At 55.9% G+C, this 22,016-nt stretch carries 36 protein-coding genes and 5 tRNA genes; 8 read left to right on the top strand and 33 right to left on the bottom strand.

Going from position 1 to position 22,016, the window contains the following annotated elements; translation table 11 throughout:
• Positions 1–162 precede the first annotated feature (162 nt).
• Genes E3E27_RS05490 through E3E27_RS05510 form a run of 5 tightly spaced genes read left to right on the top strand, consistent with a single transcriptional unit; the run spans position 163 to position 3,353 of the window.
• Positions 163–1,509 carry a signal recognition particle protein Srp54 gene (locus tag E3E27_RS05490; RefSeq protein ID WP_167773816.1) on the top strand — a complete coding sequence of 449 codons (1,347 nt, stop codon included), beginning with the start codon at positions 163–165 and terminating at the stop codon, positions 1,507–1,509.
• Positions 1,506–1,745, top strand: a complete 240-nt coding sequence (locus E3E27_RS05495) for an Lrp/AsnC ligand binding domain-containing protein (RefSeq protein ID WP_014788423.1) — start codon at positions 1,506–1,508, stop codon at positions 1,743–1,745. Before E3E27_RS05490 ends, E3E27_RS05495 begins: the two co-directional genes overlap by 4 nt.
• Before the next feature lie 4 nt (positions 1,746–1,749).
• On the top strand, positions 1,750–2,250 hold the full coding sequence (locus E3E27_RS05500) for a YkgJ family cysteine cluster protein (RefSeq protein ID WP_167773817.1): 501 nt from the start codon (positions 1,750–1,752) through the stop codon (positions 2,248–2,250).
• A gap of 54 nt (positions 2,251–2,304) precedes the next feature.
• Positions 2,305–3,021, top strand: a complete 717-nt coding sequence (locus tag E3E27_RS05505) for a phosphoribosyltransferase family protein (RefSeq protein ID WP_014788425.1) — start codon at positions 2,305–2,307, stop codon at positions 3,019–3,021.
• Between the two features lie 5 nt (positions 3,022–3,026).
• Positions 3,027–3,353 (top strand): hypothetical protein, encoded by a 327-nt coding sequence (locus E3E27_RS05510; RefSeq protein ID WP_167773818.1) that lies wholly within the window; start codon positions 3,027–3,029, stop codon positions 3,351–3,353.
• On the opposite strand, the gene E3E27_RS05515 is transcribed toward E3E27_RS05510, so the two are convergent.
• Positions 3,339–3,788, bottom strand: a complete 450-nt coding sequence (locus E3E27_RS05515; RefSeq protein WP_167773819.1) for an Lrp/AsnC family transcriptional regulator — start codon at positions 3,786–3,788, stop codon at positions 3,339–3,341. The two genes, E3E27_RS05510 and E3E27_RS05515, sit on opposite strands and share 15 nt — an antisense overlap.
• A gap of 70 nt (positions 3,789–3,858) precedes the next feature.
• Here E3E27_RS05515 and E3E27_RS05520 point away from each other — a divergent pair.
• Both E3E27_RS05520 and E3E27_RS05525 read left to right on the top strand, forming a co-directional pair.
• Positions 3,859–3,936, top strand: a tRNA-Arg gene (locus tag E3E27_RS05520).
• Positions 3,937–4,469: 533 nt separating this feature from the next.
• The gene (locus E3E27_RS05525) at positions 4,470–5,231 is read left to right on the top strand and encodes a metallophosphoesterase (protein ID WP_167773820.1); all 762 of its coding nucleotides are present in this window, start codon (positions 4,470–4,472) and stop codon (positions 5,229–5,231) included.
• Between the two features lie 2 nt (positions 5,232–5,233).
• Here E3E27_RS05525 and E3E27_RS05530 read toward each other — a convergent pair whose 3' ends face one another.
• Positions 5,234–5,533 carry an FUN14 domain-containing protein gene (locus tag E3E27_RS05530; RefSeq protein ID WP_014788429.1) on the bottom strand — a complete coding sequence of 100 codons (300 nt, stop codon included), beginning with the start codon at positions 5,531–5,533 and terminating at the stop codon, positions 5,234–5,236.
• A gap of 109 nt (positions 5,534–5,642) precedes the next feature.
• Between E3E27_RS05530 and E3E27_RS05535 the strand changes: the two genes are divergently transcribed.
• Positions 5,643–5,975 (top strand): PadR family transcriptional regulator, encoded by a 333-nt coding sequence (locus E3E27_RS05535; protein ID WP_014788430.1) that lies wholly within the window; start codon positions 5,643–5,645, stop codon positions 5,973–5,975.
• A gap of 80 nt (positions 5,976–6,055) precedes the next feature.
• Here the strand turns inward: E3E27_RS05535 and E3E27_RS05540 are convergent, their stop codons facing one another.
• From E3E27_RS05540 to E3E27_RS05690, 31 genes are all read right to left on the bottom strand, one after another.
• Positions 6,056–6,214 (bottom strand): 50S ribosomal protein L40e, encoded by a 159-nt coding sequence (locus E3E27_RS05540; RefSeq protein ID WP_012571071.1) that lies wholly within the window; start codon positions 6,212–6,214, stop codon positions 6,056–6,058.
• A 57-nt stretch (positions 6,215–6,271) separates the two neighbouring features.
• Positions 6,272–6,359: transfer RNA gene (locus tag E3E27_RS05545), tRNA-Leu, on the bottom strand.
• Positions 6,360–6,402: 43 nt separating this feature from the next.
• A complete protein-coding gene (rpsB, locus tag E3E27_RS05550) occupies positions 6,403–7,008 on the bottom strand; it encodes a 30S ribosomal protein S2 (RefSeq protein ID WP_014788431.1) in 606 nt (201 codons plus the stop codon).
• A 14-nt stretch (positions 7,009–7,022) separates the two neighbouring features.
• Positions 7,023–8,048: a hypothetical protein gene (locus E3E27_RS05555; RefSeq protein WP_167773821.1), complete on the bottom strand. Its 1,026-nt coding sequence runs from the start codon at positions 8,046–8,048 to the stop codon at positions 7,023–7,025.
• A gap of 6 nt (positions 8,049–8,054) precedes the next feature.
• Entirely contained in the window at positions 8,055–8,228 is a 174-nt protein-coding gene (locus E3E27_RS05560) for a DNA-directed RNA polymerase subunit K (RefSeq protein ID WP_014788433.1), read from the bottom strand.
• 48 nt (positions 8,229–8,276) lie between these two features.
• Positions 8,277–8,354, bottom strand: a tRNA-Pro gene (locus E3E27_RS05565).
• Between the two features lie 16 nt (positions 8,355–8,370).
• Complete coding sequence (locus E3E27_RS05570; protein ID WP_014788434.1) at positions 8,371–8,568, bottom strand: DNA-directed RNA polymerase subunit N; 198 nt, start codon at positions 8,566–8,568, stop codon at positions 8,371–8,373.
• A 34-nt stretch (positions 8,569–8,602) separates the two neighbouring features.
• Positions 8,603–9,010, bottom strand: coding sequence for a 30S ribosomal protein S9 (locus E3E27_RS05575; protein WP_014788435.1), 408 nt, complete (start codon positions 9,008–9,010; stop codon positions 8,603–8,605).
• A 10-nt stretch (positions 9,011–9,020) separates the two neighbouring features.
• Positions 9,021–9,449: a 50S ribosomal protein L13 gene (gene rplM, locus E3E27_RS05580; protein ID WP_014788436.1), complete on the bottom strand. Its 429-nt coding sequence runs from the start codon at positions 9,447–9,449 to the stop codon at positions 9,021–9,023.
• Between the two features lie 6 nt (positions 9,450–9,455).
• On the bottom strand, positions 9,456–9,821 hold the full coding sequence (locus E3E27_RS05585) for a 50S ribosomal protein L18e (RefSeq protein ID WP_014788437.1): 366 nt from the start codon (positions 9,819–9,821) through the stop codon (positions 9,456–9,458).
• A 68-nt stretch (positions 9,822–9,889) separates the two neighbouring features.
• A tRNA-Leu gene (locus E3E27_RS05590) sits at positions 9,890–9,977 on the bottom strand.
• A gap of 1 nt (position 9,978) precedes the next feature.
• The gene (locus tag E3E27_RS05595; protein WP_167774044.1) at positions 9,979–10,761 is read right to left on the bottom strand and encodes a DNA-directed RNA polymerase subunit D; all 783 of its coding nucleotides are present in this window, start codon (positions 10,759–10,761) and stop codon (positions 9,979–9,981) included.
• 28 nt (positions 10,762–10,789) lie between these two features.
• Positions 10,790–11,206 carry a 30S ribosomal protein S11 gene (locus tag E3E27_RS05600; RefSeq protein ID WP_014788439.1) on the bottom strand — a complete coding sequence of 139 codons (417 nt, stop codon included), beginning with the start codon at positions 11,204–11,206 and terminating at the stop codon, positions 10,790–10,792.
• Positions 11,203–11,745, bottom strand: coding sequence for a 30S ribosomal protein S4 (locus tag E3E27_RS05605; protein WP_014788440.1), 543 nt, complete (start codon positions 11,743–11,745; stop codon positions 11,203–11,205). Before E3E27_RS05605 ends, E3E27_RS05600 begins: the two co-directional genes overlap by 4 nt.
• Before the next feature lie 10 nt (positions 11,746–11,755).
• Positions 11,756–12,205, bottom strand: coding sequence for a 30S ribosomal protein S13 (locus E3E27_RS05610; RefSeq protein WP_014788441.1), 450 nt, complete (start codon positions 12,203–12,205; stop codon positions 11,756–11,758).
• Positions 12,206–12,244: 39 nt separating this feature from the next.
• Positions 12,245–12,331, bottom strand: a tRNA-Ser gene (locus tag E3E27_RS05615).
• Positions 12,317–12,904 (bottom strand): class I SAM-dependent methyltransferase, encoded by a 588-nt coding sequence (locus E3E27_RS05620; RefSeq protein ID WP_083830183.1) that lies wholly within the window; start codon positions 12,902–12,904, stop codon positions 12,317–12,319. The genes E3E27_RS05615 and E3E27_RS05620 overlap by 15 nt, the downstream gene beginning before the upstream one ends.
• 326 nt (positions 12,905–13,230) lie before the next feature.
• Positions 13,231–14,235, bottom strand: coding sequence for an RNA-guided pseudouridylation complex pseudouridine synthase subunit Cbf5 (locus E3E27_RS05625; protein ID WP_167774045.1), 1,005 nt, complete (start codon positions 14,233–14,235; stop codon positions 13,231–13,233).
• A 60-nt stretch (positions 14,236–14,295) separates the two neighbouring features.
• Positions 14,296–15,000, bottom strand: a complete 705-nt coding sequence (locus E3E27_RS05630; RefSeq protein WP_167773822.1) for an SDR family oxidoreductase — start codon at positions 14,998–15,000, stop codon at positions 14,296–14,298.
• A gap of 69 nt (positions 15,001–15,069) precedes the next feature.
• Positions 15,070–15,321, bottom strand: coding sequence for a 50S ribosomal protein L14e (locus E3E27_RS05635; protein WP_167773823.1), 252 nt, complete (start codon positions 15,319–15,321; stop codon positions 15,070–15,072).
• Entirely contained in the window at positions 15,322–15,915 is a 594-nt protein-coding gene (gene cmk, locus E3E27_RS05640) for a (d)CMP kinase (protein ID WP_014788445.1), read from the bottom strand. It abuts the gene before it with no gap.
• A 17-nt stretch (positions 15,916–15,932) separates the two neighbouring features.
• Positions 15,933–16,205 carry a 50S ribosomal protein L34e gene (locus E3E27_RS05645; protein ID WP_014788446.1) on the bottom strand — a complete coding sequence of 91 codons (273 nt, stop codon included), beginning with the start codon at positions 16,203–16,205 and terminating at the stop codon, positions 15,933–15,935.
• A 42-nt stretch (positions 16,206–16,247) separates the two neighbouring features.
• A complete protein-coding gene (locus E3E27_RS05650) occupies positions 16,248–16,775 on the bottom strand; it encodes a DUF106 domain-containing protein (RefSeq protein ID WP_167773824.1) in 528 nt (175 codons plus the stop codon).
• Positions 16,768–17,358 (bottom strand): adenylate kinase, encoded by a 591-nt coding sequence (locus tag E3E27_RS05655; protein ID WP_167773825.1) that lies wholly within the window; start codon positions 17,356–17,358, stop codon positions 16,768–16,770. The genes E3E27_RS05650 and E3E27_RS05655 overlap by 8 nt, the downstream gene beginning before the upstream one ends.
• 76 nt (positions 17,359–17,434) lie before the next feature.
• Complete coding sequence (secY, locus tag E3E27_RS05660; RefSeq protein WP_014788449.1) at positions 17,435–18,880, bottom strand: preprotein translocase subunit SecY; 1,446 nt, start codon at positions 18,878–18,880, stop codon at positions 17,435–17,437.
• Positions 18,881–18,917: 37 nt separating this feature from the next.
• On the bottom strand, positions 18,918–19,364 hold the full coding sequence (locus tag E3E27_RS05665) for an uL15m family ribosomal protein (protein ID WP_167773826.1): 447 nt from the start codon (positions 19,362–19,364) through the stop codon (positions 18,918–18,920).
• 11 nt (positions 19,365–19,375) lie between these two features.
• Complete coding sequence (locus E3E27_RS05670; protein ID WP_167773827.1) at positions 19,376–19,843, bottom strand: 50S ribosomal protein L30; 468 nt, start codon at positions 19,841–19,843, stop codon at positions 19,376–19,378.
• Positions 19,844–19,854: 11 nt separating this feature from the next.
• Positions 19,855–20,562, bottom strand: a complete 708-nt coding sequence (gene rpsE, locus E3E27_RS05675) for a 30S ribosomal protein S5 (RefSeq protein ID WP_014788452.1) — start codon at positions 20,560–20,562, stop codon at positions 19,855–19,857.
• Complete coding sequence (locus tag E3E27_RS05680) at positions 20,559–21,164, bottom strand: 50S ribosomal protein L18 (RefSeq protein WP_014788453.1); 606 nt, start codon at positions 21,162–21,164, stop codon at positions 20,559–20,561. Before E3E27_RS05680 ends, rpsE begins: the two co-directional genes overlap by 4 nt.
• Before the next feature lie 10 nt (positions 21,165–21,174).
• Positions 21,175–21,621: a 50S ribosomal protein L19e gene (locus E3E27_RS05685; protein ID WP_167773828.1), complete on the bottom strand. Its 447-nt coding sequence runs from the start codon at positions 21,619–21,621 to the stop codon at positions 21,175–21,177.
• A gap of 10 nt (positions 21,622–21,631) precedes the next feature.
• Positions 21,632–22,012: a 50S ribosomal protein L32e gene (locus E3E27_RS05690; protein WP_167773829.1), complete on the bottom strand. Its 381-nt coding sequence runs from the start codon at positions 22,010–22,012 to the stop codon at positions 21,632–21,634.
• Positions 22,013–22,016: the final 4 nt, after the last annotated feature.

The following is a 22,016-nucleotide window of genomic DNA, read 5'->3' on the forward strand; positions in this document are numbered from 1 at the left end:
AGTACCGTCCCATTTTGTATCTGAATGAACACTGTTGTTCCATAAAAACGGCTCTCTCATTCCAGATATTGAAAAAAGAGCACATTAGAACATTCGACGGGGAACTCCCGATAACCCAACCGTTTATAAACTTTGGAGACGCCATCACTACGGTGGGAGAAAATGGCCCTAGAAAAGCTTGGAAAAGCCCTCAACAGCGCACTTAAAAAGCTCGCCCGCTCGCGCACCGTGGACGAGGCGACGATAAAGGAGGTAGTGCGAGACATACAGAGGGCTCTCATTCAGGCGGACGTCAATGTGCGGCTTGTTCTCCAGCTAACGAAAACGATAGAGAAGAGGGCCCTTGAGGAGGAGCCACCGGCTGGAGTCTCAAAGAAGGAGCACATAATCCAGATAGTCTACGAAGAGCTCACAAAGTTCCTCGGAAAGGAGGCAAAGCCCCTCGAGATAAAGGAGAAGCCAACGGTACTGCTCACCGTCGGCATACAGGGCTCCGGAAAGACCACGAGTGTGGCCAAGCTGGCGCGACACCTTCAGAAGAGGGGATACAAGGTCGGCGTAGTCTGCTCCGACACCTGGAGGCCCGGAGCGTACTACCAGCTCAAACAGCTCCTTGAACCGTACGGCATAGAGGTCGCCGGTGATCCAGAGGAGAAGGACGCCGTTAAGCTCGCGAGGGAAGGGGTGGAGTACTTCAGGGAAAAGGGCGTCGATGTAATAATCGTGGACTCCGCGGGAAGGCACAAGGAGGAGAAAGGCCTCATTGAAGAGATGAGGCAGATAAGCGAGGCCATAAAGCCCCACGAGGTCATACTCGTCATAGACGGAACCATCGGCCAGCAGGCCTACAACCAGGCTTTGGCGTTCAAGGAGGCCACGCCGATAGGCTCCATAATAGTCACCAAGCTCGACGGAAGCGCGAAAGGCGGTGGAGCCCTCTCGGCCGTCGCCGCAACTGGCGCTCCGATAAAGTTCATCGGTGTTGGCGAGAGGATAGACGACCTCGAAGCCTTCGACCCCAAGCGCTTCGTCTCGCGGCTACTCGGAATGGGCGATATAGAGGGACTTCTGGAGAAACTTGAGGAGCTGCAGAAGCAGCAGGAGTTCAAGGAAGAGGACCTGGAAAAGTTCCTCAAGGGTAAGTTCAACCTCAAAGATATGTACGCCCAGCTTGAGGCAATGCAGAAGATGGGGCCTCTCAAGCAGATACTCCAAATGATCCCGGGCCTCGGCTACTCCCTCCCGGACGACGCGGTCAAGGTCGGTGAGGAGAAGCTCAAGAGGTACAGGGTGATAATGGACTCGATGACGGAGGAAGAGCTCGAACACCCCGAGATAATCAACTACTCAAGGATAAAGCGCATCGCCAGGGGCTCTGGAACCAGCACAGCTGAAGTCAGGGAACTGCTCAACCAGTACAATCAAATGAAGAAGATGTTCAAGAGTATGGACAAGAGAAAGCTGGCTAAGATGGCCAAGAAGTTCAACTTTGGAGGGTTTGGGATATGATTGAGGCCTTTGTCCTCGTTGTCGTCAAGCCCGGAACCGAAGAGAAGGTCTACGAGGCCCTCAAGAACAACGAAAGGATAAAGGAGATATACAGGGTTTACGGGGAATACGACCTAATCCTCCGCGTCGAAGTCGGAAGCATAGAAGAACTGGACAAGTTTCACGATGAGGTTCTCAGAAGGATAAAGAACATCGAAATGACCGAGACATTGATAGCCAGCTCCTACAGGGGGTGAGGGGTTGAAGAAACGGTGGGTCGCGACCATCGACCTCGAGACCTTCGAGGTCGAGCACGACCCGGCCTTTAAATTTAAGTGCCTCGAAAACTGCGGAAGGTGCTGCTACGAGCTGGAGATCCCTGTGAGGGACGAAGACATTGAAAGGATAGAGGAGCTCGGCTACAGCGCCTGGGAATTCGTGGACTACGATAAAATGTTCTATCGCGGCGACAAGTTCCTCAGCTACGCCCTTAAAAAGCGTCCCTTCGATGAAGCCTGCGTCTTTCTCGACCCCGAGACCAAGAGGTGCAGAATTTACTCCCATCGGCCCCTCGCGTGCAGGCTTTACCCCTTCGTCTTCGTCAAGCACGGAAAGAAGATGGAAATCTACGTGAAGCTCGACTCGTTCTGTCCCGGCCTCAACCACCCGGAGGGCGAGCCGGTAACCAAGGAGTTCATTCTGCGTGAATACGGCGACGTTGTGGAAGAGTACCGCAGGAAAGTTGTAAATGACCTCGAGTGACCGAAACCTATTTATACATTTTCTTGTTAATTCTGGGGCACCGGAGGTGAGAGCATGAGTCAGCTGAAGTCCGTGCAGGAGAAGCTGAGACTTGTCAGGGTGCTCAGGCTGCTCAAGAAGACCTACACCTACGAGGAGCTCTCCAAGATAACCGGCCTCCCCATCACCGTGCTGAACAGGTACGTGAGGGGAAAGGTCCTTCCAAGTGCCGAGAGGACGAAAGAGCTCCTCGAGCTACTCCTCCCGTACATCAACATAGAGGAGGAGGTCAGGAAGAGGATAAAGTTCGACGAGTACGGGTTCTTCGACAACATGCCCGTCCTCAGCGACACTGCTTTGATGAGCCTCATAGCGGAAGACGTGGCTAGCAGGTACATGGACAAGAACGTGGACAAGGTTCTAACGGCCGCCACGGACGGAATAGCCCTCGGAGTCCACGTGGCGAGGGAGCTGAACGTTGATGTCGTTTACGCCAAGAAGAAGAAGGAGGTAGGAGTCGAGAAGTTCTACGAGGTCAGCTACGTGCCGAGCGCCTCGGGAAGCGTCACGACGCTGTACCTCCCCCAGTGGGCGCTCAAGAAGGGCGAGAACGTCCTCATCGTGGACGATGTCATCAGGAGCGGAGAGACCCAGCGGGCCCTCCTAGAGATGTGCAGGCAGGCTGGAGCGAAGCCAGTCGGAATGTTCTTCCTCATCAGCGTCGGGGACATCGTGGAGAAGCTGAGGGAAGAGTACAGCATTCCAGTGGAGAGCCTGATAAAGCTGGAGTGATCCAGATGAGGGTGTTCATATACAACGCCGCTGGGCTGACCGTCCCGGTGGAGGTCGAGCCCGGCCTCCCCTTCAAATTCACCTGCACAGAGGAGGAGTGCGGGAGAAAGATAGTCATAGAGGGCGTGGTCAGGCCAGCCAGTGAGGAGGAATTCACCAGGGTTCTGGAGAAAACTGTTAAGGAGAACTCGGACTTCAAGAAGATACGCGAGATAACGGCCAGAAAGCTGGTTTTCGAGGGAAAGGTGAACGGGAAAGAGGTCCTCCTCCCAGTGGAGAGCTTTGAGGACTTCGCAAGGCGCTTCCTCGAAGAGGTTTTAGTCCTCCGTTAGCTTGAGCCGGGTATCTTCCTTCACAACCTGCATCGCCACGCTGGTGTTCGTTTTTTCCACGCCCTCCAGGGAAAGAAGCCACTTCACGAAGCGGTTCATATCGGCCCTGTCCATGAACTTGGCGACCACGACGATGTCAAACTCGCCGGTTATGTCGTAGACAAGCATCACCCTATCGTGGGCAGCCAGTTCGCGCTCTATGTCAAGTATCCTCCTTCCCTGGGCTTTGACGCCGATGACCGCCGTGAGTCCAAAGCCTATCTTCTCGTAGTCGAGAATCGGTGCAAAGCCTTTGATTACACCCTCCTCTTCCATCTTCTTTATGCGGTTGTAGACCGTGCCCACCGCGATCTTGAGTTCCCTTGCTATCTCGCGGTACGAGAGCCGGGCGTTTTCCTGGAGGAGAGACAGTATCCTAAGGTCCAACTCGTCCATACCACTCACCCCCTTAGCGGGTAGACCGTAAACTTTAAATACCCTTTCCTTGGAGGGAATAGCGGGCAGTGGACCGGTAGCCTAGCTAGGATAGGGCGGCGGCCTCCTAAGCCGCAGGTCCGGGGTTCAAATCCCCGCCGGTCCGCCATAGAACTTTTGATTGGCAAAAGTTTCATCAAAGCTTGTGATTCTCCCAAAGTCTAGCCACGAAAGTGGGGACTCTTGAATGTGCTCTATCCATGTAGTGGAAGTCTAAGGCCAGAAGACCATTAAAAGCACAAACACTCACAAAAAGCCCCCAAAAGAAATCGACTTTAATTGGACTTCGGACTTCTCAAGGTTTGTCCCATAGAATGGCCCAGTGCCCAATTGCAATAGTGCCTAAAAGTCCCGCCGGTACCTTCGGAGGCCAATGCCCTTCAAATTACCCTCGGAACTTCCCGACGGCATAGAAGAGGCAGAAACCACCAATAAAAAGCAAAGGGAGGTGATGGGCATGATAGAGGACGCGCTTCTGCTCTACCTGGAAAGCATGAGCAGGGAAAAGAGGGTTAGACGGAAGAAGGGACGCCTTCCCTTTTGACGCCATCTTTCCCAAGCCTTTCCTCCACCAGCCCCGAAACGTTTAAATACCTCGAAGCTTTTAGTATACCAAGGTAAGAAAAAGAGGGGGTGAAAGGCATGGTGTACGTCGCTGTTCTGGCCAACATAAACGGTAACCTCCCGGCCCTAGCAAAGGCCCTCGAGAGGATAGAAGTCCTCAAGGAGGAGGGGTATGAGATCAAGAAGTACTACATCATTGGCAACGTCGTAGGCATGTTCCCGTATCCCAAGGAAGTTCTCGACACGCTCGACGACCTCATCAAGGCCAACACCGTCAAGGTAATCCGCGGTGAGTTTGACCAGGCGATAGCTGCGAGCGACCCCCACGCAGAGGGGCCGGACTACATAGACAAGCTGGACTATCCCGACCACATCAAGAAGGCCCTCAAATACACCTGGGAGAAGCTGGGACATGAAGGCAGGGAGTTCCTTAGGGACCTTCCGATATACCTCGTGGACAAGATCGGTAAGAACGACATCTTTGGCGTCTACGGAAGCCCGCTCAATCCCTTTGAAGGGATAGTACTACCAGACCAGCCAACGAGCTATTACGAGACCATAATGCGACCCGTCAAGGACTATGAAGTACTCTTCGTTGCGTCACCAAAGTACCCAGTCAATGCCATGACAAGGTATGGAAGGGTCATCTGCCCCGGAAGCATTGGCTACCCACCGGACAAGAACCACAAAGCCACTTTCGCTCTGGTTGATATAGACACGCTCCACACCAAGTTCATAGAAGTGGACTACGAAAAGGAAAAGAGGCTCATAGAGGAAAAAATCAAGAGGGAGAGCCTTCCCGAGGAGCTCGTGAAAATTCTTTACAGGGGGAGGGTCTGACCTCACCCTTTTTTGAACCCGAGGTAGAAGCCACCCATGAACGCGGCGGTTCCCGGCAGAATACCCATGACCTTTTCACCGAGGGTCAGGATTTCGTGGCTCCAGTCCCCCGCGAGGTTGAACAGTCTGTCTTTGTCTATTATTATAACTCCCTTTTGCTCGAGCCAGAAGAGGCTCAGCAGATACGCCCCAATTATCGCCATCGCCAGCTTCATCAGCTTCTTCAAGGCAAAGCCCGTTATGAAACCGACAAGTGCCCCAACCCCAACGTCGCCCATCATGGCGTTCAGGTCGAACTCCATTCTACCACCCTAGAGGTTCTTGTACGTCACCGAATAAAAACTTGTTGCCAAAACGTTTAAATTAAATGGGGCCAAAATATTTGCAAACCATAAAAGTTAGGGTGGGATCATGACAACGCCCATGGAGAGGCTCAGAAACAAGATCACGAAGGAGGTGCTCTGGCTGTACATACTCCGGCTCCTCCGGGAGAGACCAATGTACGCCTACGAGCTGAAGGAGAGGATAAGAGAAGCCTTTGATTTCGAACCAGCAACGGTCAGCTCGTACGTTGTCCTCTACAAGCTCGAGAAGGAAGGATACGTAACGGCGGAGTGGCAGGAGAGCCAGACTGGGAAGCCCTCGAGGAAGTACTACAAACTCACCCCAGCGGGTGAAAAGCTCCTGGAGGACGGCATAGCTTTTCTCGAGGACATGCTGACAAAGCTTAAGGGATCCAGGTGAACCCGTGCCTGAATCCTTTCAATTCTTGATGACAGGAACACGAGAAAAATGACGAGAATGAAAAACCAAGAGGGCAGACATCAGCGTCCCATTCCACCGCGCGGCTCTCTAGCCTTCGGGCGGAGACCCTTGTAGCCGCACTTCCTGCACTTCTTGGCCTTCCACGGGTTGGTAGCGCCGCAGCGCATGCAAATGTACTTCCTAAAGATTCTGGCCTCAGCCTCTGGGAATCTCGCCATCGTGATCACCTCATGATCTTAATCCAACACACCTACCGCAACGGACTTTTAAAGCTTTGGTGCGGGGGACGGGATTCGAACCCGCGAAGCCCTGCGGCACCGGATCTTAAGTCCGGCCCCTTTGGCCAGGCTCGGGCACCCCCGCGCGAGGGAGTGTAAAGAGGGGAACGTTAAAAACCTTTAGCCCCTCAGGTCCTGATGATCCTCATCTCAAAGTCCTCAACGGGAACCTTGAAGTCCTCCCTGCTCTCGATTTCCTTCCTGTTGTAGAGTATCTCCCTCGCGAGGATCCAGTAGATGAGAGCGAGGGCCTTCCTACCCTTGTTGTTGGTCGGGATAGCAACGTCAACGTAGCTGAGGAAGTTCTCGGTATCGACGAGGGCCACTATCGGTATGCCGATCTCGATGGCCTCCTTCATGGCCTGGTGGTCTGCCCTCGGGTCGGTGACGATGAGCACGTCGGGCTCAAAGAAGTTCTTGACCTGCGGGTTGGTCATTGTTCCCGGGAGGAAACGTCCCGGTATGGAGCGGGCGCCGGTGACGTCGCCGAACTTCTTGACCGGCTTCTGGCCGTAGAGCCTGACGCTAACGGCGAGTATGTTCTCCGGGTCGAACTTGGCGAGGAACTTACCGGCAACGCGGAGCCTCTCATCGGTCTTCCTGACGTCGAGGACGTAGAGACCGTCCTGCCTAACGCGGTATATGAACTTCTTCATGTCCTGGGTCTTCTGCTGGGTGCCGATGTGGACACCGGCGGCAAGGTACTGGTCGAGCGGAACAAGGTATTCCTCCATTCTTCACACCTCCTCTATCCTTCAAAGGTTATTATCCTTCCCCTTTCACCCAAATCTTCCGCTATGCGAATCAGCTCGTTCAGCTTGGCGATGGAATCCTTGCGGAGCACCATCGCCGGACAGCGAAGGCCCACAGCAACGTGGGCCAGGGCCTCGTCGGAGGACTCGTAGCGAGCCTCCGCGAGGATTGGGACGATCCTCTCCGACTTGGCGTCGTTCACGAGGTTGTATAAGTCGGTGAGAGTGCCAAGGTTTATGGGTTTTATGGAGAGCGCGTTGTAGTAGCGCCTGTCGAGTATATCCTTCTCGCGGAAGAGGTACTCACCATCGACGAACACTTCGTGGGTCCCGGCTATCAGTTCGAGGAACAGCTCTTCCTCCCCGATCGGCTTTATGTAGGCAACGTTGTTGTCCTCGACGATCGACAGCACTTTCTCGGTCTCTATTGGAACCTTCTGCACGAGGCCAAGGGCAACCTCAAGGCCTAGCTCGTCGGTCGCCTTCTCGGTCGCCTTCGAAAATGCCTCCACTGTTCCGTCCCCTGCGTGCTCGAGGATCTTGTTGGCGGCATCGACGACGTCGGTAATCTCCATCAAATCCCTGACCATCACGTAGTAGTCAAAGCCCTCTCCGCTCCCAACCTCCAGTATGGGAACGGGCAGCTCGGTCGTGAAGGTGCCCCCGATGTAGCTGTAGAGGGGCATTTTCTTGACGCTCGCCGCGGCCTTTGCAACCGCGATCGACACCGCCAGGGCGGTGTTCGCCCCTATGTGGCTGAAGTTCTCGGTGCCGTCTATTTCCCACAGGTAGCTGTCTATGAGCTCCTGCTCGCTCGCATCAAAGCCTATCAGCTCGGGCCCGATTATCTCATCAACCTCGCTCACAGCGCGGTGAGCCTCGGCTATGTAGAGGCTCGGGTTCTCGTCTATGGGCGCGGCAAACCTTCCAAAGCCCGAGCTGGTTATGACGTCCACCTCGACGGAATACCTGCCCCCCCTGAGCACCGCGACCCTGCCGATTACGTTCTCTATCACGGTCATCTCTCATCAGCTCGGCCTTATTACGGTGAGCGGAATTATGCCCTTCTCAAACTCGAGCATCGCGGCATCGAGCGGGGTCACTCCCTCTGGAACGTCGATGAGTATCGGAGCACCCATCGCTATCTGAAGGGCCCTGGCTCCAATGATACGGGCCTTCTCAAAGCGGGTATACTTAAACATGACTACCACCCCTGCTTCCACATTCCAACCCAATCCAGTGCAAATGTTTGGTGGGGCCGCCGGGATTTGAACCCGGGTCTCCGGCACCCCAAGCCGGGAGGATAGACCAAGCTACCCCACGGCCCCCCGAGAAGTGCGGTTTTTAATACACTCTGTACTGCATCGCGTGATCGATGAGTTCGACGTGGCTGAGGAGGGTCCTCCTGCAGCAGTACCTCTCAATCCCGAGGTCGTCAAGGACCTTCTCGGGGTCCTCGCCCTTCTCAACTCGGGCCTTGAACTCGTAGTACTTGTCACCTATGACCTTCCCACACGTGAAGCACCTGACGGGAACTATCACCCGTATCACCTTCTCGAATATTAAAGGAAAGCGGTCAGCGGTAGGACTTCTGCCTCTTGGCCCTCGGACCCTTGGTGGAGCGGTTGGGCTTGTGCGGCTCGGTTCTCCTGCTGTCCCCAACGAGCATGGTTCTGTCGTACTTCATAAACTTTTCCTTGAGGTTCATGTCGTTGGTCCACTCGACGAGGGCCCTGGCTATGGCAACCCTAGCGGCCTCGGCCTGACCCATGAAGCCACCGCCCTCGACCTTGACGTCTATGTCCACCTTGCTGACTATCTCCTCGCCAGCGAGGACGAGCGGCTCCATTATGGTGAAGCGCGCTATCTCCGGCTCAATGATCTCGACCGGCCTGTGGTTGATCCTGACTCTGCCCTTTCCTTCCCTTATGGTGGCCCTCGCGATGGCCGTCTTCCTCTTACCAGCAGTCTGAATGACCCTCATCTTTCTCACCTCAGAACTTTCCACCGAGGAACTTGGCAACCTCGCCAACGGTGACGTACTTCGGAGTTGCAAGCCTTGACATGTGGGCCTCGCTTATGGTCTCAAGCTCCCTGCCCTCGAACTCCTTTGGGATTCCAACGTAGACCCTGAGCCTCTTGAAGGCCTTCCTTCCGCGGTCGGTCTTCCAGGGGAGCATTCCCCTGACGGTTCTCCTGACTATCTCGTCGCTCCTCTTCGGGTAGAACGGACCCTTCCTCGGGTTGGTCCTGGTTCTCAGCTCGGTCCTCTGCTTGTACTTGGCGAAGATGTCCTCGCGGTTTCCGGTGATGATGGCCTTCTCGGCATTGACTATGACGACCTCCTCGCCCTCAAGGAGCATCTTGGCCACCTTAGAGGCGAGCCTTCCGAGTATGAGTCCCTCAGCGTTAATTATCCTCATGGCCCATCACTCCATTATGATTACTCCACTACCCTTCGGGTTTCTCTCCATAAGCTCCTCGATGGTGATGGCCTCTCCACCGGCCTCGACTATCTTCTTCTTTGCACTCTCGCTGAACTTCCAGGCGGCAACGGTGACCTTGTGCTCAAGCTTTCCGGCGCCGAGGACGCTTCCCGGAACGATGACGGTGTCACCCTCCTTGGTGTAGCGGTTTATCTTGCTGACGTTCACCTCAGCCCTCTGCCTCCTGGGCCTCTCGAGGCGCCAGGCGATGTCCTTCCAGATCTTAACCCCCTCTTCATTCGACTTCTTTCTGAGGTAGCGAATGAGCCTCCTCAGGTTAATGTCAGTGGGTCCGGTTCTCTTGACCATGAACATACCTCCCTAACGCTCTCTCGCAGGTGGGAAACCGACAGGTCCAACGGGGTGAGCGTAAATACTGGTGCGGGGGCGGGGATTTGAACCCCGGAACCCCTACGGGACGGGACCCTGAATCCCGCGCCTTTGGCCAGGCTCGGCTACCCCCGCGTCAGTCGGCTAATTTATGGAGTTCGTTTATAAATCTATCGCTCTTCCTCATGAGTATCTTGAGCGCTGTGGCCACTATTTCCTCCACAGGAAGCTCTCCGTTGGTCTCGACGGTGAAGACGAAGGCACCGGGCACTACCTCTTCCCGGATCTTGTCCCCCTCATAACCCTCAAACTTCCTCGGAAGGTAGAAGGCCTTGATGGTCGTGATGATAAGCTCCTCCCCGGTCTCCTCCACTGGAAGACCGCGCCTCTCGGCGAGCTCCTTGAGCTCCTCCCAGTCGGGAACCTCCTTGCTCACGTGGATCTTGGTGAGGTACTTGTAGTAGACGAAGCCCGGCTGCCACTTGGCGTGATCCTTACCCCTGCCAAGCCTCGCGTAGGCGTTGAAGGTCAGCCTCTGTCCCTCTGCCAGTTTGACTATTGGTATGTCGGGGTTTGCCGGCTTTATCGCCTCGTCACTGCTCCTGAGGTCACCGGAGTAAACCATTCCGGGACCCTCGGCCTCAAGGGACAGAGTGACGGTGTAGTCGTCGAGCTCGAGCGCATCGAGAGAGAACCTCTCGGCAGGGGTGGTGAGCGGAATCATCGCCAGCCTGTGGGCGATTATCTCGTCGAAGAGGGCGGAATCGTTCTCAAAGAACTCGACCTCATCAACGGCGAAGGTGGGAACCTCGGCAAGAATGGTCCTCCTGAGGGCGTTGGCGAAGGGAACGTCTATCCCCTCGACGATGAACTTAATCGAGTCCTCCCTTTTCTCAAGAATCTGAAACTTTGGCTCCATTGGCATCACCAAAAAAGAAGTTGTGGGATCAGACGCGCCTGCCCCTTCTTCCGCCCTTCGGCCTGGTGCCGTCGTGCGGAATCGGGGTGACGTCCTCAACCCTTCCTATCCTGAGACCAGCCCTGGAGAGGGCCCTGATGGCGGCCTGGGCACCCGGTCCCGGGCTCTTGCTCTTGCTTCCTCCCGGGGCGCGGACCTTGATGTGAACACCGACGAAGCCCTTCTCCATGGCCTCCTCAGCGGCCCTCCTGGCGGCGATCATAGCCGCATACGGGGAGGGCTCGTCCCTGTCAGCCTTGACGACCATACCACCGCTCCACCTGCTGACCGTCTCGGCCCCGGTGAGGTCGGTGATGTGGATTATCGTGTTGTTGTAGCTCGAGTAGATGTGAGCCACTCCCCACTTCTCCTTCTTCTTTATGTTAATCTGCTGCTCCTCGCTCATGCCTCACCACCCTGCTTGGCCTGTTCGATAACCATTCTCTCGGGGTGGCTCTCCTTGGCGAAAGGAGAGGTCTTCGAGTAGGTGATGGTGTCCTCCTCCTCGCGAAGGACGAGGTAGCCCGGCGAGCGGATTATCTGGCCGTTCACCTCTATGTGGCCGTGGACTATGAGCTGCCTGGCCTGGCTGATGGTCCTGGCGAGGCCCTTCTTGTAGACGATGGTCTGGAGGCGCCTGTCAAGGACGTCCTCAACGGTAAGGGAGAGAACGTCATCGAGGACCGCGTCGGCCGGAAGGAGTCCGAGCCTGTTGAGCCTCTGAAGGAGCTGCTGCCTCTCAATCTCAGCCTGCTTGCCGCGAGCGGCGAGGAGACGCCTCGCCCTACGCCTGAACTCCTTGAGCTGGGTCTCATGCCTCCAAAGCTCCTTCTTGTTCTTGAGGGCGTACTTCTTCATGAGGACTCTCTCGCGGTCGAGCCTCTCCTTAATCCAGGGGTGAGAGGGAGTCTCGTACTTCTTCCTCTGCCTCTTCGGGTCTCCCATTTACACCACCTCACTTCTTCCTCCTGCTCACACCGAGGGTGCTACCGTGCCTGAAGTTCGACCTGGTCCTCTGTCCGCGGAGCGGCAGGCCGAGCTCGTGCCTTATGCCGCGGTAAGCGCGTATTCTCCTGAGCCTGTTGACGTCCTCGCGCCAGGCCATGACGAGCTTGGCGGTGATGAGGTGCATGTCCTTGCCAGTCTCGTAGTCCTTCGGCCTGTTCACTGCCCAGGCAGGAATGCCGTGGGCGATCGGGTCCTCGAGTATCTTCTCAATCTTCTTGACCTGCTCGTCGGTCAGATAGCCAGTCTTCATGTACGGGTCGATCCCTGCAACCCTGAGCACCATAGTCGCGAAGTTTATGCCTATGCCCTTGATGCCCGTAAGGGCCCATCTAAGCTGCTTATTTCCGTCCAGATCAACTCCCGCTACACGGACGATGTGTCTGAAGTTGTCCGTCATTACGAATACACCTCCGTCTCAATCCTTCAGAGAGGATTTTGGCGCCGGGACGGGGATTTGAACCCCGGTGTCCATACGGACACGGGCTCTCAAGGCCCGCGCCATCCCAGGCTAGGCGATCCCGGCATACACGCGGTAGCCGCTCCCCTTAGCCAGCTCTCTCACTTCGGTGAAGTGGTCATTCATCAGAGCCTTAATATACTTTGCCCCCTGCTTGGTCTTGATTACCAGTTGCAGGAGGCCTCCATCGTTGAGATGCCGGGGAGCGTTTATAACTATTTCCCTCAGCACTTCCTTTCCCGCGTGCACCGGGGGATTAGTGATGATTGCGTCGAACTTCTCGCCTTCAACAGGCTCGTAGAGGTTTCCCCACCTAACCTCGGCGTTTCTAACGCCGTTGATTTTTAAGTTTTTCCTCGCCATTTTTACGGCCCTTCTGTTCACGTCGGTCATCACCACGTAGTCCACGAAGCGAGAAGCCACTATCCCAATCGCCCCGTAGCCGCAACCCAAATCCAAGACGCGCCAGCCATCATCAAGTACCATACTCTCTATGAGCAACTCCGTTCCCCTGTCGAGCTTGCCGAAGGAGAAGACACCGCTCGCTGTGATGAACCGGAAGCAGTGCCCTCTAAGACAGACCTCTATGGTCTTCGTCTTCAGCGGGACGTTCGGTTCTTCGGAGTAGTAGTGGCTCATGTGCGGTGGTTCGTTGAGGGGTTTATCAACCTTTGCTTGCGCAAAGCTTGACCAAAAATTGTAGCTCCTCCATTGCGTTACCCCTGAAGGGCTGGTTTCCAACTTAAAGCCCGACGTTTTAAGTGAGAATCCTTTTGCAGGGGCCCTTTTGTATAGGTTTGCTTTTCTTTTGACGCCCTTCGGGCGTCTTTTTAGAGCTAAACCTCAGCAAAAGAGTACCTAACTTAGTTCTCCCTTTCAAACAACCCATTAATCAAGGAATCATTCAAAAAAGGAACTTTGGGAAGGAGCTACCAACTTTGATGAAACTTTGCGGAGCAAAGTTTCTACCACATCTTCGGATACCAGTCCCTCGGCATGAAGACCTTGTCTACATCGACGGCTATGCCCTTGCTCCTCTGGAGCATCTCGCCGCTCGTCATGGTGGCCTTGCCCAAAGCCACGAGTTCGTCTTTAAGGGTCATGACCGCGACGAGGTCTCCCTTCTTGATGCCCTTGTGAACCTTGACTATCCCCGGAACGGCTAAATCAGCACCGTGGGTTACCGCCGCAACGGCAGAATCTCTAATCCAGACCTTTGGGAGGTGCTCCACCGCTTTTTCCATAGGCTGTATCGCCTTCCTGAAGTACTCCTCGATGCCGTCCTCCTTCCAGAAGTGGTAGTAGTCCACGAGGTCGTGAAGCGTCACCAGCGTCTCGTCCTCCTTGAAGGGGCCGCTTCTGGTTCTCCTCAGCTCGGCCATGTGAGCGCCGACACCAAGGGCCAGGCCGATGTGGTGGATAAGCGACCTTATGTAGGTTCCCGCCTCAACTCCAACCCGGAAGAGCACGTCCTTGCCGTCTATCTCGAGTATCTCAATGTAGTACACCTTCCTCGTCCTGAGCCTTCTCTTGACTGCGCTCCTCAGGGGCGGCCTTTGGATTATCTCCCCCTCGAACTCCTTCATGACGGCGTATATTTTGTCCTCCGGGACCTCACCGTGGAGGTGCATTAGAGCCACGTACTCTTTTCCGGCCGGCAAAAGTGCCTGAACCACCCTCGTGGCCCTCTCCAGAGCGACCGGAAGAACACCGCTGACCTTGGGGTCAAGGGTTCCGCCGTGGCCGGCCTTGTTCAGGTTGAACAGCCTCTTGATCCACGCGACCACCTCGTGGCTCGTCGGTCCAGGGGGCTTGTCGAGGTTGATTATGCCAAACTGCATGTGCATCTCCATGGGCCTCTTCTCCGGCGGAAAGCCCCACTTTGGATTTGTCTCGGCCTTCTCGTCCTTGACAAGGACTTCTCGCTTTATGTCAGCAGGGAGTATTCTCCTCACTTCGTCCCTCGCCATGAGCATCACCCGATGAGCGTTATCGCCCTAAGTTCGGAATAGCGCCTTATAAACCTGAGCTTAGTACTTAAACCGGTAAGTAAAGACCGGCCAGTTCGGGAGGTATTTGACGAGTTTCAGGTAGCCCGGCACGAAAACCTCACGCTTTCCCCTCTCCAGCCCCTTGAGCACTGCCTGTGCAACCTCTTCCGGCTCTATCGAGCCCTTCGGAACCTTTCCGTTCCAGAATCCGGTCCTGACCTGCTTGGGGTAAACACGCATGACCCTGATTCCCTTCGGTTTTAGCTCCCGCTCAAGGTTTATCGCCAGGTAGTGGAGCGCTCCCTTTGCGGCGCAGTAAGAGGGCAGCTCGGGGACGTTGACGAAGGCGACGCCGCTTATCACAAAAACTACGGTTGAACCCTCCCCCAGGAAGGGCAGAAGGCCGCGGGTAAGCTCCACCGGCGCCAAAGCGTTCACCCTGAAGAGCCTCACAAGGTCCTCCTCCGAGTGCTCCAGAAGGGGTTTCCTGAGCGCGTAGCCAGCATTGTTGATCAGAACGTCCAGCCTCCCAACACCGAGTTCCCTTAGAGCAGCGGTTACCCTCTCCGAAACCCCAATCTCGCTCAAGTTGGCCACTATATAGTCAAAGCCGTTCCCCCTCAGCCCCTCAAGTCTTTCCCGCTGTCGTCCGACCCCGATGACCCGGTAACCCCTCTCGATGAGGCCCCGCACCAGAAGCCTGCCTATGCCCCCGGTTGCACCCGTCACAAGAGCGGTTTTCATGGAACCACCGAAGGGTGTTGGAGAAGAGACTTAAAAGCGTTGAGAAGTTGGGGAGGCAAGCTCCCCCGTTCACTCGAGGCTGATTCCAGCCTGCTCGAGGGCGGCCTTGACGGCCTCGTCGTCGGCGCCGCGCTCGATGCTGATCTTCTCCGGAAGGGGCTCGAGGTGCTTGACGTTCATCCTCCTGCGCTTGACCTTGTTGAGGCCGGCGCCGGTAACGAGGACGAAGTTCTTGTCGATGATGTCCACGATGACGACCTTCTGACCTGCCCTCCTTCCGGCTATAACAACCGCGAGCCTTCCAACCTCAATAGCTGGCATTCATCCCACCTCCTTCTTTTTGTTGCCCGGGTTTGCACCCGACCCCGCGTCACCGTCGGGGTATAGGTGGTCGATGGCGGCCTTCACTATAGCGAAGACCCCATCGGGATCCCAGTGGGCGGTGTTGATTATCAAGTCGTAAATCGACTTGTCGTCGATGTCAATCCCGTAGAGGTTTAAATACCTTTTCCTGTTGCCTTTCTCGCGCTCGGCAATCTGGACAAAGGCCTCCTCAACGGAGATACCTTCCCTCCTCGCGACGCGTCTGGCGCGCTCCATTATCGGAGCGTCGAGCCATATCTTGAGGTCCGCTTCCTTCACCATCCAGCCCGCGAGGCGGCCCTCAATAACGACGTTGCACTCCTTGGCTGCCTCGACCTGTCTTCTGTCCACCTCTCGGTCGATCTCGGGGTGAAGCTCGGCGTACTGCTGGAACTCCTCTAGAGACATACCCATCTCCTTGGCCATTTGGCGGAAGATTAGGCCCGCGTAGATGTGCTTGAATCCATAGTGCCTGGCCAGGTTCCTGCAGAGAGTGGTCGTCCCGGAACCGGCCAAGCCGCTGACGGTTATGACGAGGCAGCCCTTCGGCATGTTAGCACCTCAGCGTATCAAAGGGCTATGCCAGCCCTGACCTGAGCCTTCATAACCTTCCTCATGCAGCTCGGGCAGAGGTTCGGGTAGGGCCTCTCGGGCCTCTTCGCAGTCTTCGGGAGCTTCCTGAGCTCACTCGGCCTTCCGCGCGGAACGCCGTTGAGGGGCCTTCCGCACATGGCGCAGTGGGCAACCTTGGGCTTCCTGCGCTCGAAGTGTATAACCGTCCTTCCGCCCGGAGTCCTGACGTACTTCCTCCTCCATGACCTTGACCTGTACATCGGCTTCATTCCTCTCACCTCGCAACCCCTATTTTCGGAGTGTTTTTAAATTTAACCCATGTCAAGGAGCTTCCTAAGGACATAGCCGGTTATCATCGACGTCAGAACGTACCAGCCGACGTAGCCTAGCTCGCTCGCTGGTAGTGCGGAGTGGTAGAGGCCGTGGAACCAGTCGAAGAGGAAGAAGTCGAAGGGGGACTTAACTATACCTACCTCGACGTACCATCTCCTGAGCCAGCCGAAGAATATCCAGAATATCGGCAGCGTCAGGAGGGTGACCTTGAACATCGTGTCCTTCATGACCTCACTCTGGAGCTTCATGAGCTCCATCTGCTCCTGCTGGAGCTTCTTGAGCTTCTTCTCGTCCTTGGCAGCCTGGGCCTCCTTGTACTTCTTCTGGAACTCCTTGCTCTTCTTTTGGAGCATCTTCACCTTGTTCTGGTCGACCAGAACGTAGTTCAGTATCGTGAAGAAGCCACCGAGTATTATTCCCGATACCGTAACCACCCATATCGGGTGGTAGGACTGTATCATGGGTCCGAATATACTATCAAGGAAAGCGTATATCCCCTCAATCATACTCTCCCACCGCCAGATCAAGTACTTCAACAAGCTCGTGGACGGCCTCCTCAAGGCCCTTATCCTCATGGTTTTCAATTATCTTAATAAGCGCGTTCGAGTGCATGGCGTAACTCACGGCAGCGGCACGGTTCAGATCCTGGTGCCTCTGTATCTGCTCTTCGGTCTCTACATCGCGGTCGCGCTTCAGGTCGCGGAGGCGCCTTCCGAGGATCTCGCTCGGGGTGGCCTCGATGATCACGATGAAGTTTGGGTTTATAACCTCGATAACCTCCCTGGGGAAGCCGAGAAGGTAGCCAACGGGTGTCCTTATGGTCGCGTGGGTGTCTATCAGAATGGGCTCACTCTGGGCCATCTCCACTATCCTCCTCGCGGCCTTCATCTGAAGCTCCTTCTGAACGTTGGGGTTGAGCTTCCGCATCTCGTCCCGGTGCTTGACCAAACCTGCCTTAACGGCCTCCTCGAACATTATGTCGCCGAAGTTCACGAGCCGAAACTTGGCCCGGGCCTTCTTGAGTGCCAGCCGGGTTATAGTGCTCTTTCCCACCCCTGGAATTCCTGTTATCATGACCACAAACGGCATCATGCTCACCCAGGAAGGTTTCTGGAGAAAGTAACAGACCCGAGTTTAAAAGGTTTTGTGAAAGAAAAGAAAGCCCTCACTTCGCGAAGAACTTCCTCAAAGCGGGGAACATCTCGGTGGCCTGCTCCCTGGCTATCTCCTCGTAGAACCTGTAGAGTATGCCCACCGTAAGGAGGATTCCCGTTCCGGTACCGAGCGCCCCGAGGAAGTCCGCGAGCACCGCTACCAATGCTAGTGTGAAGGATCCCCAGAAGGTAACGTAGGGGATGTACCTGTTGAGCACCCTCTCCAGTATCCTCGGGTCCCTTCTGAATCCCGGTATCTGAAGGCCCGCGCTCTGGAGCTGTCTGGCAATGCTCTTGGCGTCCAAGCCGGTGAGCTCGACCCACAGGAAACCGAAGATTATTGACCAGAATATTGTCATCAGCGCGTAGACCAGTGCCCTTCCCGGGTCGGCTATGACGTGGTAGATGTCCCTGGGCGGGTAGAGATAGGTGACGAATCCGGTCAGGGGGTAGCCGTTCTGGTCGAAGGTTCCCAGGAAGGTGTAGCCGTAGTTGTTGAGCAGTCTGGCCCAGAGCTGTATGTTGGCGTAGAGGGCAAAGGTCAGGATAATCGGAATGTTGCTGACGTACATGAACCTTATCGGGTACCTTCCACGAACGGTAACGCGGCCGTAGCTAAGCGGGATCTCAACGCGCATGCTCTCCAGGTAAACGACCACGAGGAACACCAATACAGTGGCTGCAACGTCCAGCATGTCCGGGAGGGTTCCCCTGTAGAGCGCACCAGTGAGGTCCCCGTGGATAAGGTGCTGTATGAAGGCCGGAATGGCACCTATTATCGCCGGTCCACCGGTGACCGGGTCTATGTACTCGTTGGTGGTGAAGGGATTGAATGCCTTGGTGATGACGGTCTGGGAAACACCAGCCGCGATGAAGAGGCTTATACCGCTCCCTATTCCCCACTTGCTCACCAGCTCATCAAGGAGGATAAGTATTGTCGAGGCAAATCCAAGCTGGAGTATGATGAGTATTCCCAGGCCCAGGCCAATGTAAACCTGTCCGGCGGGTGTCGTGACGGTTTGGAAGGCACCAAGCCCCATGTCCACTTTACCAAAGGCTCCAGCGAACACATAGATGGCCGCCTCAAAGAAGCTCATGAATACTGCAAACAGCTTCTGAGCGGCCTGGTAAAACCTCCTATCCTCGTGATTCGAGAGATCGAGGTGAACGATTTCAGAACCAACGAGAAGCTGCATAATGATGCTGGCGGTGACGATTGGACCGATACCAAGGGTCAGGAGCGAACCACTTCTCCCAGCGAGCACGAACCTCAGAGTGGCGAAGTAGTCCTGAATCTGAGCGGGGATTCCGTAGAGGGGAATCTCCGCGAGAATGAAGTATAACAGTAGAACAATGCCCGTCCACATGAACTTCTCCTTGAGCGGCACGTGCCTCTTGGGCCGCTCGACTTCGGGGAAGTACCTCTCAATCGCGAACACTACGTTTCTGAACCCCATGATTAACACCCGCCAAAAGTGTTAAATTAAAGGGGAATCAGGCGAGGAGAACCTCGCCGCCAGCGGCCTTGATCTTCTCCTCAGCCTTTGGGGTGACGTAGTAGGCCTTGATGGTAATGGGCCTCGTGAGCTTCCCGGTTCCGAGAACCTTGTCGATGCCGAGCTGGGTAACATCGACGACTATCTTCCCCCCCTCCTCGTAGGCGACGCCCATGTCGAGGAAGAGGGTGAGGTTCTCGTCTATGTCGCTGAGGTTTATGGTCTTCGGGGTGTACTGGACGGCCCTGGGCCTGTGGAAGCCCCTCTTGCCAAGGTGGTCCGGGGCGTACTTGATGGTCCAGGTCCACTTGGTGTTCTTCCTCTTACCGGTTCCGGCCATTCCCTTACCACCCTTGCTACCGCCGCCGCGGTGCTTCTTCTTGCAGCCCCACCCGTGAGTGTGACTTCCGCGGAGCTTCCTAACCTTCTTCCTTCTCCTTATCATCTCTCGCCACCTCAGAGCATTCTCTCAATGAGCTCGTTTATCTTCTCGCCGCGGTAGCCGAGTGCTCCGCCTTCCCTAAAGCTGCGCTTCTTGCTGCCCTTCAGCCCTCCCCTCGGCGGGTGGAGCCTGAAGACCGGCTTGATGTTCGGCAGGTCTGTGAGCTTCATCTCGCCGTTGACGACCTTCTCAGCGAACTCCTCGATGGTCATTCCAAGCTTCTCCTTGACGTACTCGTCGGTAACCGGTTTGTTACCGATGAGCCTGCCCCTCTTTCTGATGAGCTTGGCGAGGGTTTCCTTGTCAATCTCGCCCCAAGTGATGTAGTCCTTGACCTTCTGAACCATACCCCTGTAGCTAGGGGTGTCGTCGACGAGGACGAGGTGGTTGATCCTGTGAAGGCGGAGCATGGCGAGGGTGTCCCTAACTTCACCCCTCGCCCTTATCCCGCTCCTAAGCCTGATGAGTGCGAGCTTTGCCATCTTCTCTCACCTCACTCAACCTGGAAGCTTGTTGGCATCTCCCTTCCAACTATGATACCGTAGCGCTCGATGTCCTCGGGCTTAATGGCAACGCGGTTGGTGTTGTAGAGGGCGTTGAAGACTGCCTTGGCGAAGTTAACGGTGGTTCTCGTCTCACCGAGGGTCTGGGACCAGACGTCCTGGACGCCGGCGAGGCTAAGTATCTTCTTGCCGACGTCACCTATAACGAGACCAAGTCCACGCGGCCCCGGCATGAGCTTGACGCGGACGCTGCCTTCCTTGCCCTCGACGGCGAACGGAATCGAGTGTGGTCTCCTGCACCTGCACTCCCAGGAGCCACAGCCGCGCTTGATCTCGATGATGTTCATCTTGGCGTAGTTGATGGCCTTCCTGATGGCTATTCCAACCTCCTTACCGTGGCCGATGCCGAGGCCGACGTAGCCGTCCCTGTTGCCAACTGCCGCGAGAACGCGGAAGCGGATCCTCCTGCCGCTGTCGGTCATTCTGACGGTTAGGGCTATGTCAAGAACCTCCTGGTTCTCCCTGAGGTTCACCTCGGGAAGGAGCACATCAACTATCTCCGGCTCCTTGATCTGGTATCCCTTGCGGAATATCTCGTGAATGTCAGTTATCTGGCCCTCCTTGACGAGCATACCGAGCTTGGTCCTCGGCTCCCACTCCTCAAGGACGCGCTGGGCTATCTCTCTCGGGTCGCTCATTCTCTCGCCCCCTCAAACTTCTCGATTATCTTAGCCTTAACCTCCTCAAAGTGCTCGGGGAGCTTCTCGGGCTCAAGGCCCTTGACGAGGTAACCGGAGAACTGCTTCCTATAGCGCGCCTCGTCCTCCTCCTTGAGGGCCTTGGCGTAGCTGGCTATGTGCTCACCGTTTATCCTGTAGTCCTCCGGGTAGATCTCCTCGCTGTGCGGGACGTTGAGGCCAGCATCAACGGCACCCTTGAGGACGGCGAATATGCTGGAACCCCTGGTCGGCGGGTGGAGGCCTATGTCCAGTATGGCCTCCTCAACGCCGGCCTTCTTGGCCTTGTAGCCGATGAGGAGACCGAGCAGGTAAGCAGATGGAGTGTTTCCTCCGTGGCCTTTCCAGCCGAAGTCCCTCATGAGCTCTCTGGTGTGAGCCGAAACTATCGTCTTGTCACCCTTTGGGTCGTAAACCACTATCTGGGCAATGTGGTGGTTGAGGGTCTTCCTCACCACAAGCCTAGGCTTTCCAGACTTGAGGAGGGCTAGCCTCTTGTGATAGTTAGTCTTACCCTCTCTCCTCCTCCTGAACGGAACCCTATACCTCGGTCCGTGTGCCATCTCTCTCACCTCACTCCTTCAAGATACCGTGCTCCTGCATGAACAGGTAGAGCTGCCTCTTGTTCTTGAACTGGCCACCCTTGGCCCTGATGTAGAGCCTCCTGTAGGTGTGCTCGTCGATCTTGCCCTCGGCCTTGAGCTTCCTGAGCTCCTTCCTGAGGGCGCGAATGGTCATTATCCAGCGCTCCTTCTTGCCCATTCTGGCGGTCTTCTTACCCTTCTTGCTTCCAGGCCCCCTGTGACGGCCCTTCTTCCTGGCCTCCTGGAAAGCCCTCGCCCTTGCCCTGCTCTGGCCCTTGACGGGCTTCTTCTTGATGACACCGTCGTTAATAAGCCTTCTCACGTCCTCCCTGGTGATGGCAGCCGCAACGTCGTCAATCCTCTCGGGGTCGATCCAGACCCTGTTCTCACCGCACTTCAACAAATCAGCGGCAATCCTTCTCTGCATCTTGAGCATGAGCCTCACCTCACGGGTTGAGTACCTTCACTCCAAGTTCCCTCGCCCTGGCGAGTATTGCCTCCCTCTTCCTGGCGCCAACGGTTCTCGCGATCCTTGCGGCCTGCCTGGTCGGGTCTATGGCCTCAAGCTCCTTGACGTTGTGGACGAGAACTTCCTCGTAGCCGCTCGGGTGGAGCCCGCGAACGGCCTTCGGTGAACTCCAGCCTATGCTGGGTGAGCGGGGCTTGCCCTTCTTCTTGAGCCTCATCTTGCTGTCGATTCCCTTAGGCCTGCGCCACTTGGGGTCGTTCTTGAACTTCGGGTACCTCCACCACTCCTGGCGGAGGAAGCGGGGCTTCTTCCTCTTGATCCTGGCCCTTATCCTAAGGAGTCTCGCCTTCTCGTTCATTTCT

The organism is Thermococcus sp. MV11, from assembly GCF_012027285.1.
In the GTDB taxonomy this organism is placed as follows: domain Archaea; phylum Methanobacteriota_B; class Thermococci; order Thermococcales; family Thermococcaceae; genus Thermococcus; species Thermococcus cleftensis.

Bases quoted from the DNA above. Each gene is read 5' to 3' on its own strand.
- E3E27_RS05665 (WP_167773826.1), bottom strand. From the start codon at position 19,364: ATGATAAGGAGAAGGAAGAAGGTTAGGAAGCTCCGCGGAAGTCACACT.
- E3E27_RS05635 (WP_167773823.1), bottom strand. From the start codon at position 15,321: ATGCCAGCTATTGAGGTTGGAAGGCTCGCGGTTGTTATAGCCGGAAGG.
- secY (WP_014788449.1), bottom strand. From the start codon at position 18,880: ATGGGGTTCAGAAACGTAGTGTTCGCGATTGAGAGGTACTTCCCCGAA.
- E3E27_RS05575 (WP_014788435.1), bottom strand. From the start codon at position 9,010: ATGAGGGTCATTCAGACTGCTGGTAAGAGGAAGACGGCCATCGCGAGG.
- E3E27_RS05595 (WP_167774044.1), bottom strand. From the start codon at position 10,761: ATGGAGCCAAAGTTTCAGATTCTTGAGAAAAGGGAGGACTCGATTAAG.
- E3E27_RS05685 (WP_167773828.1), bottom strand. From the start codon at position 21,621: ATGCTCAAGATGCAGAGAAGGATTGCCGCTGATTTGTTGAAGTGCGGT.
- E3E27_RS05620 (WP_083830183.1), bottom strand. From the start codon at position 12,904: ATGAGCCACTACTACTCCGAAGAACCGAACGTCCCGCTGAAGACGAAG.
- E3E27_RS05540 (WP_012571071.1), bottom strand. From the start codon at position 6,214: ATGGCGAGATTCCCAGAGGCTGAGGCCAGAATCTTTAGGAAGTACATT.
- E3E27_RS05530 (WP_014788429.1), bottom strand. From the start codon at position 5,533: ATGGAGTTCGACCTGAACGCCATGATGGGCGACGTTGGGGTTGGGGCA.
- E3E27_RS05515 (WP_167773819.1), bottom strand. From the start codon at position 3,788: ATGGACGAGTTGGACCTTAGGATACTGTCTCTCCTCCAGGAAAACGCC.
- E3E27_RS05535 (WP_014788430.1), top strand. From the start codon at position 5,643: ATGACAACGCCCATGGAGAGGCTCAGAAACAAGATCACGAAGGAGGTG.
- E3E27_RS05630 (WP_167773822.1), bottom strand. From the start codon at position 15,000: ATGAAAACCGCTCTTGTGACGGGTGCAACCGGGGGCATAGGCAGGCTT.
- E3E27_RS05625 (WP_167774045.1), bottom strand. From the start codon at position 14,235: ATGGCGAGGGACGAAGTGAGGAGAATACTCCCTGCTGACATAAAGCGA.
- rpsB (WP_014788431.1), bottom strand. From the start codon at position 7,008: ATGGAGGAATACCTTGTTCCGCTCGACCAGTACCTTGCCGCCGGTGTC.
- E3E27_RS05585 (WP_014788437.1), bottom strand. From the start codon at position 9,821: ATGGTCAAGAGAACCGGACCCACTGACATTAACCTGAGGAGGCTCATT.
- E3E27_RS05690 (WP_167773829.1), bottom strand. From the start codon at position 22,012: ATGAACGAGAAGGCGAGACTCCTTAGGATAAGGGCCAGGATCAAGAGG.
- E3E27_RS05610 (WP_014788441.1), bottom strand. From the start codon at position 12,205: ATGACGGACAACTTCAGACACATCGTCCGTGTAGCGGGAGTTGATCTG.
- rpsE (WP_014788452.1), bottom strand. From the start codon at position 20,562: ATGAGCGACCCGAGAGAGATAGCCCAGCGCGTCCTTGAGGAGTGGGAG.
- E3E27_RS05495 (WP_014788423.1), top strand. From the start codon at position 1,506: ATGATTGAGGCCTTTGTCCTCGTTGTCGTCAAGCCCGGAACCGAAGAG.
- E3E27_RS05510 (WP_167773818.1), top strand. From the start codon at position 3,027: ATGAGGGTGTTCATATACAACGCCGCTGGGCTGACCGTCCCGGTGGAG.
- E3E27_RS05650 (WP_167773824.1), bottom strand. From the start codon at position 16,775: ATGATTGAGGGGATATACGCTTTCCTTGATAGTATATTCGGACCCATG.
- E3E27_RS05670 (WP_167773827.1), bottom strand. From the start codon at position 19,843: ATGGCAAAGCTCGCACTCATCAGGCTTAGGAGCGGGATAAGGGCGAGG.
- E3E27_RS05645 (WP_014788446.1), bottom strand. From the start codon at position 16,205: ATGAAGCCGATGTACAGGTCAAGGTCATGGAGGAGGAAGTACGTCAGG.
- E3E27_RS05555 (WP_167773821.1), bottom strand. From the start codon at position 8,048: ATGACCGTGATAGAGAACGTAATCGGCAGGGTCGCGGTGCTCAGGGGG.
- E3E27_RS05680 (WP_014788453.1), bottom strand. From the start codon at position 21,164: ATGGCACACGGACCGAGGTATAGGGTTCCGTTCAGGAGGAGGAGAGAG.
- E3E27_RS05560 (WP_014788433.1), bottom strand. From the start codon at position 8,228: ATGTTTAAGTATACCCGCTTTGAGAAGGCCCGTATCATTGGAGCCAGG.
- E3E27_RS05605 (WP_014788440.1), bottom strand. From the start codon at position 11,745: ATGGGAGACCCGAAGAGGCAGAGGAAGAAGTACGAGACTCCCTCTCAC.
- cmk (WP_014788445.1), bottom strand. From the start codon at position 15,915: ATGCCGAAGGGCTGCCTCGTCATAACCGTCAGCGGCTTGGCCGGTTCC.
- E3E27_RS05490 (WP_167773816.1), top strand. From the start codon at position 163: ATGGCCCTAGAAAAGCTTGGAAAAGCCCTCAACAGCGCACTTAAAAAG.
- E3E27_RS05525 (WP_167773820.1), top strand. From the start codon at position 4,470: ATGGTGTACGTCGCTGTTCTGGCCAACATAAACGGTAACCTCCCGGCC.
- E3E27_RS05600 (WP_014788439.1), bottom strand. From the start codon at position 11,206: ATGAGCGAGGAGCAGCAGATTAACATAAAGAAGAAGGAGAAGTGGGGA.
- E3E27_RS05505 (WP_014788425.1), top strand. From the start codon at position 2,305: ATGAGTCAGCTGAAGTCCGTGCAGGAGAAGCTGAGACTTGTCAGGGTG.
- E3E27_RS05655 (WP_167773825.1), bottom strand. From the start codon at position 17,358: ATGCCGTTTGTGGTCATGATAACAGGAATTCCAGGGGTGGGAAAGAGC.
- rplM (WP_014788436.1), bottom strand. From the start codon at position 9,449: ATGAGGATAATTAACGCTGAGGGACTCATACTCGGAAGGCTCGCCTCT.